At 58.9% G+C, this 16,148-nt stretch carries 12 protein-coding genes; 2 read left to right on the top strand and 10 right to left on the bottom strand.

From position 1 onward, the window contains the following. Positions 1 to 175: 175 nt before the first annotated feature. The 7 genes from lpdA to sdhC all read right to left on the bottom strand — a co-directional run bounded on the left by lpdA (position 176) and on the right by sdhC (position 9,310). The gene (gene lpdA, locus HX873_RS08960; protein WP_003210568.1) at positions 176 to 1,612 is read right to left on the bottom strand and encodes a dihydrolipoyl dehydrogenase; all 1,437 of its coding nucleotides are present in this window, start codon (positions 1,610 to 1,612) and stop codon (positions 176 to 178) included. A gap of 95 nt (positions 1,613 to 1,707) precedes the next feature. Next, positions 1,708 to 2,940, bottom strand: coding sequence for a 2-oxoglutarate dehydrogenase complex dihydrolipoyllysine-residue succinyltransferase (gene odhB, locus HX873_RS08955; RefSeq protein ID WP_008434003.1), 1,233 nt, complete (start codon positions 2,938 to 2,940; stop codon positions 1,708 to 1,710). A gap of 44 nt (positions 2,941 to 2,984) precedes the next feature. After that, positions 2,985 to 5,816 carry a 2-oxoglutarate dehydrogenase E1 component gene (locus tag HX873_RS08950; protein WP_003210570.1) on the bottom strand — a complete coding sequence of 944 codons (2,832 nt, stop codon included), beginning with the start codon at positions 5,814 to 5,816 and terminating at the stop codon, positions 2,985 to 2,987. Between the two features lie 262 nt (positions 5,817 to 6,078). Further along, positions 6,079 to 6,783: a succinate dehydrogenase iron-sulfur subunit gene (locus tag HX873_RS08945; RefSeq protein WP_003210571.1), complete on the bottom strand. Its 705-nt coding sequence runs from the start codon at positions 6,781 to 6,783 to the stop codon at positions 6,079 to 6,081. Positions 6,784 to 6,794: 11 nt separating this feature from the next. Continuing rightward, complete coding sequence (gene sdhA, locus HX873_RS08940) at positions 6,795 to 8,570, bottom strand: succinate dehydrogenase flavoprotein subunit (RefSeq protein WP_003210572.1); 1,776 nt, start codon at positions 8,568 to 8,570, stop codon at positions 6,795 to 6,797. 3 nt (positions 8,571 to 8,573) lie between these two features. Next, on the bottom strand, positions 8,574 to 8,942 hold the full coding sequence (sdhD, locus tag HX873_RS08935; protein WP_003210573.1) for a succinate dehydrogenase, hydrophobic membrane anchor protein: 369 nt from the start codon (positions 8,940 to 8,942) through the stop codon (positions 8,574 to 8,576). Beyond that, a complete protein-coding gene (gene sdhC, locus HX873_RS08930; RefSeq protein WP_008433998.1) occupies positions 8,936 to 9,310 on the bottom strand; it encodes a succinate dehydrogenase, cytochrome b556 subunit in 375 nt (124 codons plus the stop codon). Before sdhC ends, sdhD begins: the two co-directional genes overlap by 7 nt. 363 nt (positions 9,311 to 9,673) lie before the next feature. On the opposite strand from sdhC, the gene gltA reads away from it, so the two are divergent. Beyond that, positions 9,674 to 10,963 (top strand): citrate synthase, encoded by a 1,290-nt coding sequence (gene gltA, locus HX873_RS08925; protein WP_003210575.1) that lies wholly within the window; start codon positions 9,674 to 9,676, stop codon positions 10,961 to 10,963. 162 nt (positions 10,964 to 11,125) lie between these two features. Here gltA and HX873_RS08920 read toward each other — a convergent pair whose 3' ends face one another. The 3 genes from HX873_RS08920 to HX873_RS08910 all read right to left on the bottom strand — a co-directional run bounded on the left by HX873_RS08920 (position 11,126) and on the right by HX873_RS08910 (position 14,182). Further along, a complete protein-coding gene (locus tag HX873_RS08920; protein WP_003210576.1) occupies positions 11,126 to 12,784 on the bottom strand; it encodes a cation acetate symporter in 1,659 nt (552 codons plus the stop codon). Then, positions 12,781 to 13,092 (bottom strand): DUF485 domain-containing protein, encoded by a 312-nt coding sequence (locus tag HX873_RS08915; protein WP_003210577.1) that lies wholly within the window; start codon positions 13,090 to 13,092, stop codon positions 12,781 to 12,783. Before HX873_RS08915 ends, HX873_RS08920 begins: the two co-directional genes overlap by 4 nt. A gap of 238 nt (positions 13,093 to 13,330) precedes the next feature. Next, entirely contained in the window at positions 13,331 to 14,182 is an 852-nt protein-coding gene (locus tag HX873_RS08910; RefSeq protein ID WP_008433997.1) for a glycine betaine ABC transporter substrate-binding protein, read from the bottom strand. A 330-nt stretch (positions 14,183 to 14,512) separates the two neighbouring features. Here HX873_RS08910 and HX873_RS08905 point away from each other — a divergent pair, with 330 nt between their 5' ends. Next, a complete protein-coding gene (locus HX873_RS08905; RefSeq protein ID WP_177122592.1) occupies positions 14,513 to 16,066 on the top strand; it encodes a glycosyl hydrolase family 17 protein in 1,554 nt (517 codons plus the stop codon). Positions 16,067 to 16,148 lie beyond the last annotated feature (82 nt).

Below are 16,148 nucleotides of genomic sequence, written 5' to 3'. Positions count from 1 at the left end.
TGCGCTCTTTATTGAGTGCCGCGCCACCTGTGACTGCTGCTTGCACAGTCAAACCACCAAAGGCCTGAACCCTGGGTGGTGAAACTGCGCAAGACTGCGTCCAGCGGATATTCCGCGGTGAGTCTTGCGCACAAGGCTCACGACGGGCAACCGCCGTGGTTTCTTATTATCTCGCTTAGCGCTTCTTCTTGTTGGCGATGTGGATGGCATGGCCATTCACTGCCAACGCGGCTTCGTGCAGCGCTTCGGACAGGGTCGGATGGGAGAAAACCATCATGCCGATGTCTTCGGCGCTGGTGCCGAATTCCATACCGATTGCGCCTTGCTGAACCAGTTCTGCTGCGCCTGGGCCGATCACGTGGACGCCCAATACGCGGTCAGTCTTGGCATCAGCGATGACTTTGACAAAACCACCGGTGTCGTTGGCTGCCATGGCACGGCCAGAAGCGGCAAACGGGAAGGTGCCGACGTTAACTTCAACGCCTTCAGCTTTCAACTGCTGTTCGTTCTTGCCGACCCATGCAATTTCCGGGTGGGTGTAGATAACCGACGGGATCAGGTCGTAGTTCATCTGGGTCTTGTGACCCTTGATGCGCTCGACAACCATGATGCCTTCTTCGGAAGCCTTGTGCGCCAGCATCATGCCGCGAACCACGTCGCCAATGGCGTAGACGCCCGGCACGGTGGTAGCGCAGTGATCGTCAACGTGGATGAAACCACGCTCGTCGATGTTCACGCCGCTGTCGGAAGCCAGCAGGTCAGTGGTCACCGGACGGCGACCAACGGCTACGATCAGCTTGTCGAAAGTGATGGTCTGTTCGCCATCCTTGTCGGTGTAGGTCACGACAACTTCTTCGCCGTTAACCTTGGAACCGGTAACACGAGCGCCCAGCTTGATGTCCAGACCTTGTTTGGTCAGGGTTTTCAGCGCTTCTTTGGACACTGCGGTGTCGGCAGCCAGCAGGAACGTGTCCAGGGCTTCCAGCACGGTCACTTCGGAACCCAGGCGGGACCAGACCGAACCCAGTTCCAGGCCGATCACGCCAGCGCCGATCACGCCCAGACGTTTTGGAACCGCCTGGAATTCCAGGGCGCCGGTCGAATCAACGATCACGTTCTGGTCGACCGGAGCCGGTGGAATGTCGATTGGACGCGAACCTGGAGCCAGGATCACGTTCTCGGCTTCGATGATTTCGGTCGAACCGTCAGGCTTGGTGATTTCAACTTTCTTGCCGGCCAGCAGTTTGCCGTGGCCTTGCAGGGAAGTAACGCCGTTGGCCTTGAACAGGGTAGCAACGCCGGAAGTCAGGCCTTTAACGATGTTGGCCTTGCGGCCGACCATCGCTGGCACGTCCATGGTCACGCCAGCGTGGTTGATGCCGTGGATGGCAAAACCGTCTTGCGCTTCGTGGAATTTCCAGGAGCTGTCCAGCAGCGCCTTGGAAGGAATGCAGCCAACGTTCAGGCAAGTACCGCCCAGCGCCAGTTTGCCTTCCTTGTCGGTGTATTTTTCGATGCAAGCAGTCGAGAGGCCCAGTTGTGCGGCCTTGATGGCGGCAACGTAGCCGCCAGGGCCTGCGCCAATCACTACAACGTCAAATTTCTGCGACATGAAAAAAAATCCTCTTTAGCTAAAAGCTTCAAGCCGTGAGCCGCACTCCGGCCTGCCTCGCGGCAGACCGGGTGGTACGGCGCACCGCCGCTTTATCAGATATCCAGCAGCAGACGAGCCGGGTCTTCCAGCAGGTTCTTGATGGTCACCAGGAAAGTCACGGCTTCTTTACCATCGATCAGGCGGTGATCGTACGAAAGCGCCAGGTACATCATCGGGCGGATAACCACTTGGCCGTTGATCGCCATAGGACGCTGCAGAATGTTGTGCATGCCCAGGATCGCAGCTTGTGGCGGGTTGACGATCGGAGTCGACATCATCGAACCGAAAGTACCACCGTTGGTGATGGTGAAGGTACCACCGGTCATCTCGTCGATGGTCAGTTTGCCGTCACGGGCCTTCTTGCCGAAGTTGGCGATGCCGCCTTCGATTTCAGCCAGGCTCATCAGCTCGGCGTTACGCAGAACCGGTACCACCAGGCCACGGTCGCTGGAGACGGCAACGCCGACGTCAGCATAACCGTGGTAAACGATGTCGCCGCCGTCGATGGAAGCGTTGACTGCCGGGAAGCGTTTCAGCGCTTCGGTGGCCGCTTTCACGAAGAACGACATGAAGCCCAGGCGTACGCCGTTGTGGGACTTCTCGAACAGGTCCTTGTACTTCGAACGCAGGGCCATGACTTCGGTCATGTCGACTTCGTTGAAAGTAGTCAGCATCGCCATGTTCGACTGTGCTTCAACCAGGCGCTTGGCCACGGTGGCACGCACGCGGGTCATCGGTACGCGCTTCTCGGTGCGGTCGCCAGCGGCGAACACAGGAGCAGCGGCAGCCGGGGCAGCAGCCTTGGCAGGCGCAGCAGCTGGAGCGTTTTTCTTGGCTTCAACGGCGGCAACCACGTCTTCCTTGGTCACACGGCCATCTTTGCCGGTGCCCTTGATGGACGCCAGGTTGATGCCGTTTTCGTCAGCCAGCTGACGCGCAGCCGGTGCAGCGATTGGATCTTCGCCACCCGCAGCCGGTGCAGCAGCTGGAGCTGCGGCAGCAGCCGGTGCCGCAGCGGCGGCAGGAGCAGGAGCAGCGGCAGCAGCACCGCCCTCTTCGATCGAGCCCAGTACCTGATTCGACAGGACGGTAGCGCCTTCTTCGGCAACGATTGCGCCCAGCACGCCGTCAGCTTCAGCCAACACTTCGAGCACGACCTTGTCGGTTTCGATGTCGACGATCAGGTCGTCACGCTTGACGGCCTCGCCTGGTTTCTTGTGCCAGGTGGCAACGGTGCCATCGGCAACCGATTCCGGGAATGACGGGGCTTTGATTTCGATAGCCATTATCTGTGGGTCCTTAAAATTCGGTTTCAGTCAGCGCGAAGGCGTTAAACAGTGAAAGCATCTTGCAGCAGTTTTTCCTGCTGCTCGGCGTGCATCGACGCATAACCACACGCAGGTGCAGCAGAAGCATCACGACCGGCGTACTCCAGGCCCAGTGCCTGTTTGTGATTGCCGATGCTGCGACGCAGATGATGCTGGCTGCTGTACCACGCGCCCTGGTTCATCGGTTCTTCCTGACACCACACCACATTGGTGAGGTTGGTGTAAGGCGCGATGGCCTCCATCAGGTCGTCTTCCGGGAACGGGTAAAGCTGCTCGATCCGCACGATGGCGATGTCTTCGCGGCCTTCGGCACGGCGTTTTTCCAGCAAATCGTAGTAAACCTTGCCGCTGCACAGGATCAGGCGAGTGACCTTGGCCGCGTCGAGGGTGTCGATTTCTGAAATAACGGTCTGGAACGAACCATCCGCCAGATCTTCCAGGGTCGAGATGGCCAATTTATGACGCAGCAGCGATTTCGGCGTCAGCACTACCAGCGGCTTGCGCAGCGGGCGGATCACCTGGCGACGCAGCAAGTGGTAGATCTGGGCCGGGGTAGTCGGCACGCACACCTGGATGTTGTGCTCGGCGCACAATTGCAGGTAACGCTCCAGACGGGCCGAGGAGTGCTCCGGACCCTGACCTTCATAACCGTGTGGCAGCAGCATGGTCAGACCGCACAGACGGCCCCACTTGTGCTCGCCGCTGGTGATGAACTGGTCGATAACCACCTGGGCACCGTTGGCGAAGTCGCCGAACTGGGCTTCCCAGATCACCAGCGCCTGAGGCGTGGTGGTCGAGTAACCGTATTCGAACGCCAGTACGGCTTCTTCGGACAGGAACGAATCGTACAGGTCGAAACGTGGCTGGCCTTCGTACAGGTTCTGCAACGGGATGTAGGTGCCCGCGTCTTTCTGGTTGTGCAACACAGCGTGACGGTGCGAGAACGTACCGCGGCCGATGTCCTGGCCAGTCATGCGGATCGGGTGACCTTCGAACGCCAGGGTCGCGTACGCCATGGTTTCAGCGTAACCCCAGTTGATCGGCAGGCCGCCGGCTTGCATCTTCTGACGGTCTTCGTAGATCTTCGCAACCTGGCGCTGTACGACGAAGCCATCTGGAATTTCCAGCAGCTTGGCCGACAGTTCCTGCAGGGTCTTCAGATCGAACGAGGTGTCGTGACGCGCAGTCCAGGCGTGGCCCAGGTACGGACGCCAGTCAACGAACAACTCTTTGTTCGGCTCCTTGACCAGGCTTTTCACGACATGCAGGCCGTTGTCCAGCGCGTTGCGGTATTCATCGATCTTCGCCTGAACACGTGCATCGTCCACCACGCCGGCCTTGATCAGGCTATCGGCATACAGCTCACGGGTGGTGCGCTGCTTGGTGATTTGCTGGTACATCAACGGTTGGGTGCCGCTAGGCTCATCCGCTTCGTTGTGACCGCGACGACGGTAGCAGACCAGGTCGATGACCACGTCACGCTTGAACTGCATGCGGTAATCGATGGCCAACTGGGTCACGAACAACACGGCTTCCGGATCATCACCATTCACATGGAGGATCGGCGCCTGGATCATCTTGGCAACGTCGGTCGCGTACTCGGTAGAGCGTGCGTCCAGCGGGTTGCTGATGGTGAAGCCTACCTGGTTGTTGATGACGATGTGAACGGTACCGCCGGTCTTGAAGCCGCGAGTCTGCGACATCTGGAAGGTTTCCAGGACCACGCCCTGACCGGCGAATGCCGCGTCACCGTGGATGGAAATCGGCAGGACCTTCTCACCGGTGGAATCGTTACGACGATCCTGGCGCGCACGTACCGACCCCTCGACCACTGGAGAAACGATCTCCAGGTGGGATGGGTTGAACGCCATGGCCAGGTGAACTTCACCGCCGGTGGTCATTACGTTGGACGAGAAGCCCTGGTGATATTTAACGTCACCGGAACCCAGCTCGACCTTCTTCTTGCCTTCGAACTCGTCGAACAGCTCGCGCGGGTTCTTGCCGAAGGTGTTGACCAGCACGTTCAAGCGGCCACGGTGGGCCATGCCGATCACGATTTCCTTGGTGCCGTAGGAACCGGAACGTTGGATCAGCTCGTCGAGCATCGGGATCAGGCTTTCGCCGCCTTCCAGGCCGAAACGCTTGGTGCCCGGGTATTTGGTGCCCAGGTATTTTTCCAGGCCTTCCGCTGCAGTGACGCGCTCGAGCAAGTGGCTCTTGACGTCCGCAGACAGCACCGGGCGACCACGCACGCCTTCAAGGCGGTGCTGGAACCAGTGGCGCTGCTCGGAATCAGTGATGTGCGTAAATTCGGCACCGATGGTGCGGCAATATGTCTGCTGCAACGCTTCGTGAATTTCGCGTAGGCTCGCTTCCTCTTTGCCGATGAACAGGTCGCCGGCACGGAAGGTCGTATCAAGATCGGCATTGGTCAAGCCGTAATGATTGATCGACAGGTCTGCAGGTGCAGGACGCTGCCACAGCCCCAGCGGGTCAAGCTGGGCTGCCTGGTGGCCACGCATACGGTAGGCCTGGATCAGTCGCAGTACTTCAACTTGCTTCTTCTCGTGCTCACTGCTCACGCTTGCGGCAGAAACCGGCTGGGCGCGGCGCTGGTTCTTTGCCAGCAGCACGAACTGATCGCGAATTGTTGCGTGCGATACATCGGTGGCAGCGTTGCCGTCTGAAGACAACGTCTGAAATTTGGTGCGCCATTCTTCTGGCACAGCGTTAGGGTCGTGCAGGTAGAGCTCATAAAGCTCTTCCACATAGGCAGCGTTACCACCTGAAAGATAGCCGCTGTTCCACATGCGCTGCATCACGCTTTCTTGCATGCTTGGTCACCCTCGATTTGGGGACACCACCGGCGAAAACACCGAGTTTGCTTGCAAAAGGCCAAGTGCAGCGACCAAAACAAGCCACTTAGGATCACGCTGATAGTTCGGGTACCAACCCGAATGCCCCTGCTTGTCTCATTTCTTCAAAATAAGAGCCGCGTCTTTGTAAGTCGCTGCTCAAGTTAAAACTACGGCGCCGGTTGAAGCCTGCGCCGTAGCATCTACGGGCACAACGGTCCTGCTTTTACTACAACGTCGGTTACACGCCGCTTTGCAGCAGCATGCTACGTACGTGACCAATGGCCTTAGTCGGGTTCAGGCCTTTGGGACATACGTTGACGCAGTTCATGATCCCGCGGCAGCGGAATACGCTGAACGGGTCATCCAGCGAAGCCAGACGCTCGGCAGTCTTGGTGTCACGGCTGTCTGCCAGGAAGCGGTACGCTTGCAGCAGGGCAGCTGGGCCCAGGAACTTGTCGGGGTTCCACCAGAAGGACGGGCAGGAAGTCGAGCAGCAAGCGCACAGGATGCACTCGTACAGACCGTCCAGCTTCTCGCGCTCTTCCGGAGTCTGCAGACGCTCGATGGCCGGAGCCGGCGTGTCGTTCTGCAGGAATGGCTTAACCTTCTCGTATTGCTTGTAGAAGATGCTCATATCGACGACCAGGTCACGGATAACCGGCAAACCTGGCAGCGGACGAACAACCAACTTGTTGCCTTTCACCACGGAAGACAGCGGCGTGATGCACGCCAGGCCGTTCTTGCCGTTGATGTTCATGCCGTCGGAGCCGCAGACACCTTCACGGCAAGAGCGACGATAGGAGAAACCCTCGTCCTGCTCTTTAACCAGGGCCAGCACGTCCAGCACCATCAGGTCCTTACCACCGGTATCGACCTGGAATTCCTGCATGAACGGCGCAGCGTCCTGATCAGGGTTGTAGCGATAAACACTGACTTTCAACATGGCAGCCACCCTTAGTAAGTCCGAATCTTCGGTTCAAACGTCGGAACCGTCTTCGGCGAGAAGTTCACGGCACGCTTGGTTACGCGCTTGTCACCCGGGAAGTACAGGGTGTGGCACAACCAGTTTTCGTCGTCGCGGTCTTCATAGTCTTCACGAGCGTGAGCACCACGGGATTCTTTACGAACCTCGGCGGCGATCGCAGTCGCTTCAGCCACTTCCAGCAGGTTTTGCAGCTCAAGGGCTTCGATTCGAGCGGTGTTGAACGCCTGGCTCTTGTCGTTGATCTTGACGTTGGCGATGCGCGTACGCAGGTCAGCCAGCTGGGCGATACCTTTCTGCATGTATTCGCCGGTACGGAACACACCGAAGTAGTTCTGCATGCAGCTTTGCAGTTCTTTGCGCAGGGAGGCAACGTCTTCGCCATCGGTACGCGAGTTCAGGCCATCCAGACGTGCCAGGGCAGCGTCGATGTCGGACTGGCGTGGACGCGCGTAATCAACGCCTTCCTTCAGGGTCTGTTCCAGGAACAGGCCGGCGGCGCGACCGAATACCACCAGGTCGAGCAGCGAGTTACCACCCAGGCGGTTGGCACCGTGAACCGATACGCACGCCACTTCACCTACCGCGAACAGACCAGGGATGATCTGGTCAACGCCGTCGGCGTCCTGGGTGATCGCCTGGCCATGAATGTTGGTGGCAACGCCGCCCATCATATAGTGGCAAGTTGGAACAACCGGGATCGGCGCAACAGCCGGGTCAACGTGGGCAAAGGTCTTGGACAGCTCCATGATGCCTGGCAGACGGCTGTGCAGCACTTCTTCACCGAGGTGATCGAGCTTCAGCATCACGTGGTCGCCATCGGGACCACAGCCGTTACCGGCGATGATCTCTTTAACCATGGAACGGGCTACAACGTCACGACCGGCAAGGTCTTTGGCGTTCGGAGCATAACGCTCCATGAAGCGCTCGCCGTTCTTGTTGATCAGGTAACCACCTTCACCACGGCAACCTTCTGTAACCAGTACACCGGCGCCGGCGATGCCGGTCGGGTGGAACTGCCACATTTCGATGTCTTGTACCGGGACGCCTGCACGCAGGGCCATGCCGATACCGTCACCGGTGTTGATCAGGGCATTGGTAGTCGAAGAGTAGATACGGCCTGCACCGCCGGTCGCCAATACGGTGGCGTTAGCCCGCACGTAAGAGGTTTCGCCGGTTTCGATGCAGATAACGATCATGCCTACAAAGGCACCGTCTTCGTTCTTCACCAGGTCGACGCCGTAGTATTCGTTGAGGAATACGGTGCCGGCCTTCAGGTTGGCCTGGTACAGGGTGTGCAACAGCGCGTGACCGGTACGGTCGGCTGCGGCACAGGTACGAGCGGCCTGGCCACCCTTACCGAAGTCTTTCGACTGACCGCCGAACGGACGCTGGTAGATGCGACCCTGTTCGGTACGGGAGAACGGCAGACCCATGTGTTCCAGCTCGAAGACCGCTTCCGGGCCTACGGAGCACATGTATTCGATAGCGTCCTGGTCACCGATATAGTCGGAACCCTTGACGGTATCGTACATGTGCCAGCGCCAGTCATCGTTTGGATCGGCGGAGGCGATGGCGCACGTGATGCCACCCTGGGCCGAAACGGTGTGGGAACGGGTCGGGAACACCTTGGTGATCACGGCAGTCTTGTGACCGCCCTGGGCCAGTTGCAGCGCAGCGCGCATGCCGGCACCGCCGCCGCCAATGATGATGGCGTCGAATGAAAGCGTATTAACTGTGTTAGCCATGAATCAGATACCCCAAAGAATCTGCACACCCCAGACGAAGTAAGCGAACATCGCGACGCCGCATACTGCCTGGAAGAGAAACCGTACTGCTGTCGCGGACTTGCCCAGCGCCATCGGCGTCAGGTAGTCGGTCGCGATGGTCCACATGCCAACCCAGGCGTGAGCGCCCAGGGCTACAAGGGCCAGCAGACTGAAGATGCGCATCCCGTTGTGAGCGAACAGGCCGTGCCATTGGGCGTAGCCAATGCCAGGGTTCGCCGCGAGGTACCCGATCAGGAAGATGAAATAAGCCGCGAGAACAACCGCAGACACACGTTGCGCCATCCAGTCATAGAGGCCCGAACGCGACAGGTTCGTAACGCTGGTTACCATATCCAAACTCCCGCCAGAACGATCAGCACCACGGAAATGGCGATGACGATTTTCGAGCCCAGCTTGCCGCCTTCCAGCGTCTCACCGATACCCATGTCCATGATCAAGTGGCGAATACCGGCCACAAGGTGATAAAGCAGAGCGGACAGGAGGCCCCAGGCGACGAATTTGGCCAGCGGACTGGTCAAGCATGCCTTCACCTCGGCGTACCCTTCTTCCGAACCCAGGGATTTGCTCAATGCATAAAGCATGATGCCCAGGCCAAGAAACAGGATGATGCCGGATACACGGTGCAGGAACGACGTTACGCCGGTGATGGGGAGTTTGATGGTCCTTAGGTCTAGGTTTACAGGTCGTTGGCTATTCACGGCTTTTTTTCACACTGAAGAGCCCCTAACAATCAGGGCAAAGTTGTTGGGGAGTGCACTGGTCAGGTAACCACCACCCAGGGAGTGCGACCCCCATCAAAACGGGCCCAAAAGCCCCTGGCGGTCGGAGGCCGAGTATAGACAGTTAGGCAACTAATGACAACGCGCACTCCTCACCCTAATAGCGCATTGCGCTGGCGGCATAAAAGGCGTAAATGGCAGGTAATTTCGAGGAAAAAGTACGGTTAAAGCCTTCTGGAGCAAGACTTTAGGCAAATTGACATCTGAATTTATCTCACTATAGTGGTGCGGGCCCTGCGTGGGGGGTCTGTCTGATGATTTGAAGCATAAATAGGAGGCCACATGGCTGACAAAAAAGCGCAGTTGATCATCGAGGGCGCAGCCCCCGTCGAGCTGCCCATTTTAACCGGCACCGTTGGTCCCGATGTTATCGACGTACGGGGCCTGACGGCCACGGGCCGTTTTACATTCGACCCAGGCTTCATGTCGACCGCCTCATGCGAGTCGAAGATCACCTATATCGACGGTGATAACGGTATCTTGCTGCACCGCGGCTACCCGATCGAACAGCTTGCTGAACAGTCGGACTACCTGGAAACCTGCTACCTGCTGCTTAATGGCGAATTGCCAACAGCTGAGCAAAAGGCCCAGTTTGTCAGCACCGTGAAGAACCACACCATGGTTCACGAGCAGTTGAAGACCTTCTTCAACGGCTTCCGTCGCGACGCCCACCCGATGGCCGTCATGTGCGGCGTAGTCGGCGCCCTGTCGGCCTTCTATCACGACTCCCTGGACATCAATAACCCGCAGCATCGCGAAATCTCCGCGATCCGCCTGGTTGCCAAGATGCCGACCCTGGCCGCAATGGTTTACAAGTACTCCATGGGTCAACCCATGATGTACCCGCGCAACGACCTGACGTACGCGGAAAACTTCCTGCACATGATGTTCAACACCCCGTGCGAGATCAAACCGATCAGCCCGGTGCTGGCCGCCGCGATGGACAAGATCTTCATCCTCCACGCCGACCACGAACAGAACGCCTCGACCTCTACCGTGCGCCTGGCGGGCTCCTCGGGCGCCAACCCGTTCGCCTGTATCGCCGCCGGTATCGCCGCACTGTGGGGCCCTGCCCACGGCGGTGCGAACGAAGCCGTATTGACCATGCTCGATGAAATCGGCGATGTCTCGAACATCGACAAGTTCATCGCCAAGGCCAAGGACAAGAACGATCCGTTCAAGTTGATGGGCTTCGGTCACCGGGTCTACAAGAACCGCGACCCGCGCGCCACCGTAATGAAGAAGACCTGCGACGAAGTGTTGAAGGAACTGGGCATCAAGAACGATCCGCAACTCGAACTCGCCATGCGCCTGGAAGAGATCGCCCTGACCGACCCGTACTTCATCGAGCGCTCGCTGTACCCGAACGTCGACTTCTACTCGGGGATCATCCTCAAGGCGATCGGCATTCCAACCAGCATGTTCACCGTGATCTTCGCCCTGGCGCGGACCGTGGGCTGGATCTCCCACTGGAAAGAAATGCTCTCCAGCCCGTACAAGATTGGCCGTCCGCGCCAGCTGTACACTGGCTACGAGTCGCGTGACATCACCAAGCTGGAAGACCGCAAGTAAGCTGATCGCTACTTGGCTACACCGAAAACGGCCTCCTTTGATAGGGAGGCCGTTTTTATTTGTGCCGGATTTGAGAAACAGTTTTGTCGTATCTGTTACCAATAAAGGCAAAAAAAAGCCCCGATCTCACGACCGGGGCATTTTTTTGTAACTGTTACGGGCTTAGTGGCTAACCGCCCCACTCGCCCCCAGGCCAGTCTGCGAACGCACAAACTGCGGGAAGTACAGCGCACGTTCCTTCTCTGCCGCCGCCGACTTGTCGGTGATGGAGAAGAACCAGATGCCGATGAACGCAATGATCATCGAGAACAGCGCCGGGTACTCGTAAGGGAAAATCGCCTTCTCATGGTGCAGGATCGAGACCCAGATGGTTGGGCCGAGGATCATCAGGCCAACGGCACTGATCAAGCCCAGCCAGCCACCAATCATCGCACCGCGGGTGGTGAGGTTTTTCCAGTACATGGAAAGCAGCAGCACCGGGAAGTTACAGCTGGCCGCAATGGAGAACGCCAGGCCCACCATGAACGCGATGTTCTGGCTTTCAAACAGGATGCCCAAGCCAATCGCCAGTACTGCCAGGGCGATGGTGGTGATCTTCGATACGCGAATCTCATCCTTCTCGTTGGCCTTGCCTTTCTTGATCACGCTGGCGTACAGGTCATGGGACACCGCCGAAGCACCCGCGAGGGTCAAACCGGCAACCACTGCCAGGATGGTGGCAAACGCCACGGCCGAGATGAAGCCCAGGAAGATACTGCCGCCCACCGCGTTGGCCAGGTGCACCGCCGCCATGTTGTTACCGCCGAGCAAGGCACCTGCAGCATCCTTGAACGCCGGGTTGGTGCTGACCAGCAGGATCGCGCCGAAGCCGATGATGAAGGTCAGGATATAGAAGTAGCCGATGAAGCCAGTGGCATACAGCACGCTCTTGCGAGCTTCCTTTGCGTCACTCACAGTGAAGAAGCGCATCAGGATGTGCGGCAGGCCGGCGGTACCGAACATCAGTGCCAGGCCGAGGGAGAACGCCGAAATCGGGTCTTTCACCAGACCGCCCGGGCTCATGATCGCTTCACCTTTAGGGTGAACCTTGATCGCCTCGGCAAACAGCATGTTGAAGTCGAAGTTGACGTGTTTCATCACCATCAGCGCCATGAACGAGGCACCGGACAGCAACAGCACTGCCTTGATGATCTGCACCCAGGTGGTCGCCAGCATGCCGCCGAACAACACATAGAGGCACATCAGGATGCCTACCAGAATCACCGCGACGTGATAATCCAGGCCGAACAGCAGCTGGATCAGCTTGCCCGCGCCTACCATCTGCGCGATCAGGTAGAACGCCACCACCACCAAAGAGCCACAGGCCGACAGGCTGCGGATCTGGGTTTGCCCCAGGCGATAGGACGCCACGTCGGCAAAGGTGTATTTGCCCAGGTTACGCAGGCGCTCGGCGATCAGGAACAGAATGATCGGCCAGCCCACCAGGAAGCCGATCGAGTAGATCAGGCCGTCGTAGCCGGAGGTGAACACCAGCGCGGAAATTCCCAGGAAGGAGGCTGCCGACATGTAGTCACCGGCAATCGCCAGACCGTTCTGGAACCCGGTGATCTTGCCGCCGGCCGCATAGTAGTCGGCCGCCGACTTGTTGCGCTTGGACGCCCAGTAGGTGATGCACAAGGTCGCGCCGACGAAGGCCACGAACATCAGGATCGCTGCGATATTCAGCGGTTGTTTATGCACTTCGCCGGTCAGTGCATCGGCCGCCCAAACGGCAGGTGCAAAGGCCGAAGCGCCGAGTACAGCCAATAGACGACGGATCATTGCGCAGCCTCCTTGAGAATCGCATTGTTCAAGTCGTCGAATTCGCCGTTGGCGCGTCGTACATAGATGCCGGTGAGGACGAAGGCCGACACAATCAGCCCGACCCCGATCGGGATCCCCCACGTAATGGACGAACCGGGGCTGATCTTGGCCCCCAGTATTTGCGGCCCATAGGCAATCAGAAGAATGAAAGCGGAGTAAAGCCCAAGCATGATTGCCGAGAGAATCCAGGCGAATCTTTCCCTTTTACTAACCAGCTCCTTGAAACGCGGGCTGTTTTGAATCGAGAGGTAAATGCTGTCGTTCATTGTTTTTATCCTCGCAGCACAGCTTTTTATTATTGGAACATATCCACTGTATGCGGCTGAGGAACAGGTTCCAGACGACCTTAGTAGTAGAAGGAGTGTAGCGAGGGATATTGAAGGTGCAGGAATAATTGCGGGGGCGAAATAATGTGGGAGCCGGGCTGCCCGCGATGGGATCACCTCGATACATCATGTGCACCGAGGCGTCTGCATCGCAGGCAAGCCAGCGCCCACAAGAGACTTACTTAGCAGTCCACTCGGCGACGCGCTCAGGGTGCTTGGCCACCCAGTCCTTGGCCGCCGCTTCAGGCTTGGCGCCCTCTTGGATCGCCAGCATGACTTCGCCGATTTCATCCTTGGAGGCCCACTGGAATTTCTTCAGGAACGCCACGACTTCCGGGGCTTTCTTTTCCAGGCCTTTGCTGCCGATGCTGTTGACGGTCTCAGCAGCACCATAAATTCCTTTTGGGTCGTCCAGGAAACGCAGTTTCCACTTGGCGAACATCCAGTGTGGCACCCAGCCGGTGACCGCAATGGATTCCTGTTTGTCTTCGGCACGGGTCAACTCGGCGATCATCGCCGCGCCCGAGCTGGCTTGCAGCTTGTAGTCCAGGCCATAGGCCTTGATTGCTTCGTCGGTCTTGAGCATCACACCTGAACCGGCGTCGATACCCACGATCTTGTTCTTGAAGGTGGTGTCGGTCTTGAGGTCTTCGATGGATTTGGCTTTCACGTACTCAGGCACGATCAGGCCGATCTTGGCGTCCTTGAAGTTGGGGCCGTAGTCGACCACCTTGTCCTTGTTCTTGGCCCAGTATTCACCGTGGGTCACCGGCAACCAGGCGGAGAGCATGGCGTCGAGTTTGCCGGTGGCCACGCCTTGCCACATGATCCCGGTGGCGACCGCTTGCAGTTTCACGTCATAACCGAGCTTTTGCTTGATCACTTCTGCCGCCACGTGGGTGGTGGCGACACTGTCCGACCAGCCATCCACATAGCCGATGCTCAGGGTTTTGCTGTCGGCGCTGGCTAGTGTGGAGCTCATCGCAACTACCAGAGTGGCAGCTGCGCCCAAGAGTCGTCGCATCTTCATAGTGCTTCCCCGAAAGTGCTGCGCCCGGCGGATGCCGAGCGACGTCAACCTGTTGTTATGTGGTGCACCGCGCCCCCTTCACGCGCATCGATCACGTGGGTGCCTCATCAGTGGAGGGCTGACACTTCGATCATCAACCTGCTGCCACAAGCGACCTGCTCTGACTGCGACCTCAGGTAAGCAAGAAACGACATCACATCGCCAGCAGGATGATTTGTAGGACATTCACCGACGATCCCGCCCGAACTTTGCATGTCAAAATTATGCGGCCCCACTGGGACGGCTCAAATCCGGGTAAGATGCGCGCCTTTGCCCCCAGACGGCCTGATCATGCCCGCGACTGCACGTTTCCCGCTCCTGCCCTATTTATTTGCCCTGATCCTCGGTGTGCTGGCCCTCGGCGGCTATTGGTACGGCCTTGGCCAACCGGTGGTGCTGCCGGACGTGGCCAGCGCCAGCCACAAGCTGCAATGTGCGTCCTACACGCCCTTCGACAAAGACCAGTCGCCGTTCGACCAGCCGTTCAAACTGCGCCCCGAGCGCATGGACGCCGACCTGGCGTTGCTGGCCACCCGTTTCGAATGCATTCGCACCTACTCCCAGACCGGCCTTGAAGACTTGCCGGCACTGGCGCGCAAACACGGCCTGAAGCTGATGAGCGGCGCATGGGTCAGCAGTGATCCGGTGGCCACCGCCAAGGAAGTCGAGGCACTGATCGCTTCGGCCAATGCCAACCCCGACGTCGTCACCTCGGTGATCGTCGGCAACGAAACCCTGCTGCGCAAGGAAGTCACCGCCGGGCAGTTGGTCAAGTTGATCCATCACGTCAAGGACCATATCAAGCAACCGGTCACCTATGCCGATGTGTGGGAGTTCTGGCTGCAACACCCGGAAATCGCCCCGGCCGTGGACTTCCTGACCATCCACCTGCTGCCGTACTGGGAAGATGACCCCTCGGGCATCGACCAGGCGCTCAAGCACGTGGGCGATGTGCGCCAGACCTTCGGCAACAAGTTCGCCCCCAAGGACGTGATGATCGGCGAGACCGGCTGGCCGAGCGAAGGCCGCCAGCGGGAAACGGCGGTGCCGAGCCGGGTCAACGAAGCGAAATTCATGCGCGGGTTCGTGGCCATGGCCGAAGCCAATGGCTGGCACTACAACCTGATCGAAGCCTTTGACCAGCCGTGGAAACGCGCCAGTGAAGGGGCGGTGGGGGGTTACTGGGGCCTGTTTGATGCGGATCGCCAGGACAAGGGCGTGCTCGCCGGCCCGGTGACCAATGTGCCGTACTGGCCGCTGTGGCTGGGGGTTGGCGGGATCATCCTGCTGGGCACGCTGCTGCTGGGTGGCCGCGTGCGCACGACCCGGGCTGCGTTGTTGTTGCCATTGCTGGGCGCCGTGGCGGCCTGCTCGATCGGCACCTGGGCCGAGTTGAACCGGGTCACCGCGCGCTTCACGGATGAGTGGGTGTGGGCTGGATTGCTGGTGGCCTTGAACCTTGCGGTACTGGCTCACGCCGCCCTGGCGTTGAGTACGCGAGAAGGTTGGCGCGAACGCGCCTTCAACTGGCTGGAGCAGCGCGCTGGCTGGCTGGTGGCAATCGCCGGGTTTGCCGGTGCGGTCATGATGCTGGCGCTGGTATTTGACCCGCGTTACCGCAGCTTCCCGAGTGCCGCGCTGGTGCTGCCGGCGCTGGTGTACCTGGTGCGTCCGGTGAGCGGGCTGCGGCGGGAGATTGCATTGCTGGCGTTCATCATCGGTGCCGGTATTGCGCCGCAGTTGTTCCGTGAAGGGTTGATGAACCAGCAGGCGTGGGGTTGGGCGGTGGTGAGCCTGTTCATGGTCGTAGCCTTGTGGCGTTGCTTGCGGGTGCGCAAGGCTTAAGACCGCTTTCGCGAGCAAGCCCGCTCCCACACTCGACCGCATTCCAAGGGATGTACTCGGTCAAATGTGGGAGCGGGCTTGC

Source organism: Pseudomonas sp. P7758, from assembly GCF_013386485.1.
Taxonomy (GTDB): domain Bacteria; phylum Pseudomonadota; class Gammaproteobacteria; order Pseudomonadales; family Pseudomonadaceae; genus Aquipseudomonas.
The sequence above is the reverse complement of the archived record's forward strand: the minus strand, read 5'-3'. Positions and strand labels throughout refer to the sequence as shown.

What these genes read in the sequence shown, in the direction of transcription:
- HX873_RS08945 (WP_003210571.1), bottom strand. Translation starts at nt 6,783, where the DNA reads ATGTTGAAAGTCAGTGTTTATCGCTACAACCCTGATCAGGACGCTGCG.
- odhB (WP_008434003.1), bottom strand. Translation starts at nt 2,940, where the DNA reads ATGGCTATCGAAATCAAAGCCCCGTCATTCCCGGAATCGGTTGCCGAT.
- HX873_RS08910 (WP_008433997.1), bottom strand. Translation starts at nt 14,182, where the DNA reads ATGAAGATGCGACGACTCTTGGGCGCAGCTGCCACTCTGGTAGTTGCG.
- sdhD (WP_003210573.1), bottom strand. Translation starts at nt 8,942, where the DNA reads ATGGTAACCAGCGTTACGAACCTGTCGCGTTCGGGCCTCTATGACTGG.
- HX873_RS08920 (WP_003210576.1), bottom strand. Translation starts at nt 12,784, where the DNA reads ATGATCCGTCGTCTATTGGCTGTACTCGGCGCTTCGGCCTTTGCACCT.
- HX873_RS08950 (WP_003210570.1), bottom strand. Translation starts at nt 5,816, where the DNA reads ATGCAAGAAAGCGTGATGCAGCGCATGTGGAACAGCGGCTATCTTTCA.
- HX873_RS08905 (WP_177122592.1), top strand. Translation starts at nt 14,513, where the DNA reads ATGCCCGCGACTGCACGTTTCCCGCTCCTGCCCTATTTATTTGCCCTG.
- gltA (WP_003210575.1), top strand. Translation starts at nt 9,674, where the DNA reads ATGGCTGACAAAAAAGCGCAGTTGATCATCGAGGGCGCAGCCCCCGTC.
- HX873_RS08915 (WP_003210577.1), bottom strand. Translation starts at nt 13,092, where the DNA reads ATGAACGACAGCATTTACCTCTCGATTCAAAACAGCCCGCGTTTCAAG.
- lpdA (WP_003210568.1), bottom strand. Translation starts at nt 1,612, where the DNA reads ATGTCGCAGAAATTTGACGTTGTAGTGATTGGCGCAGGCCCTGGCGGC.
- sdhA (WP_003210572.1), bottom strand. Translation starts at nt 8,570, where the DNA reads ATGGCTAACACAGTTAATACGCTTTCATTCGACGCCATCATCATTGGC.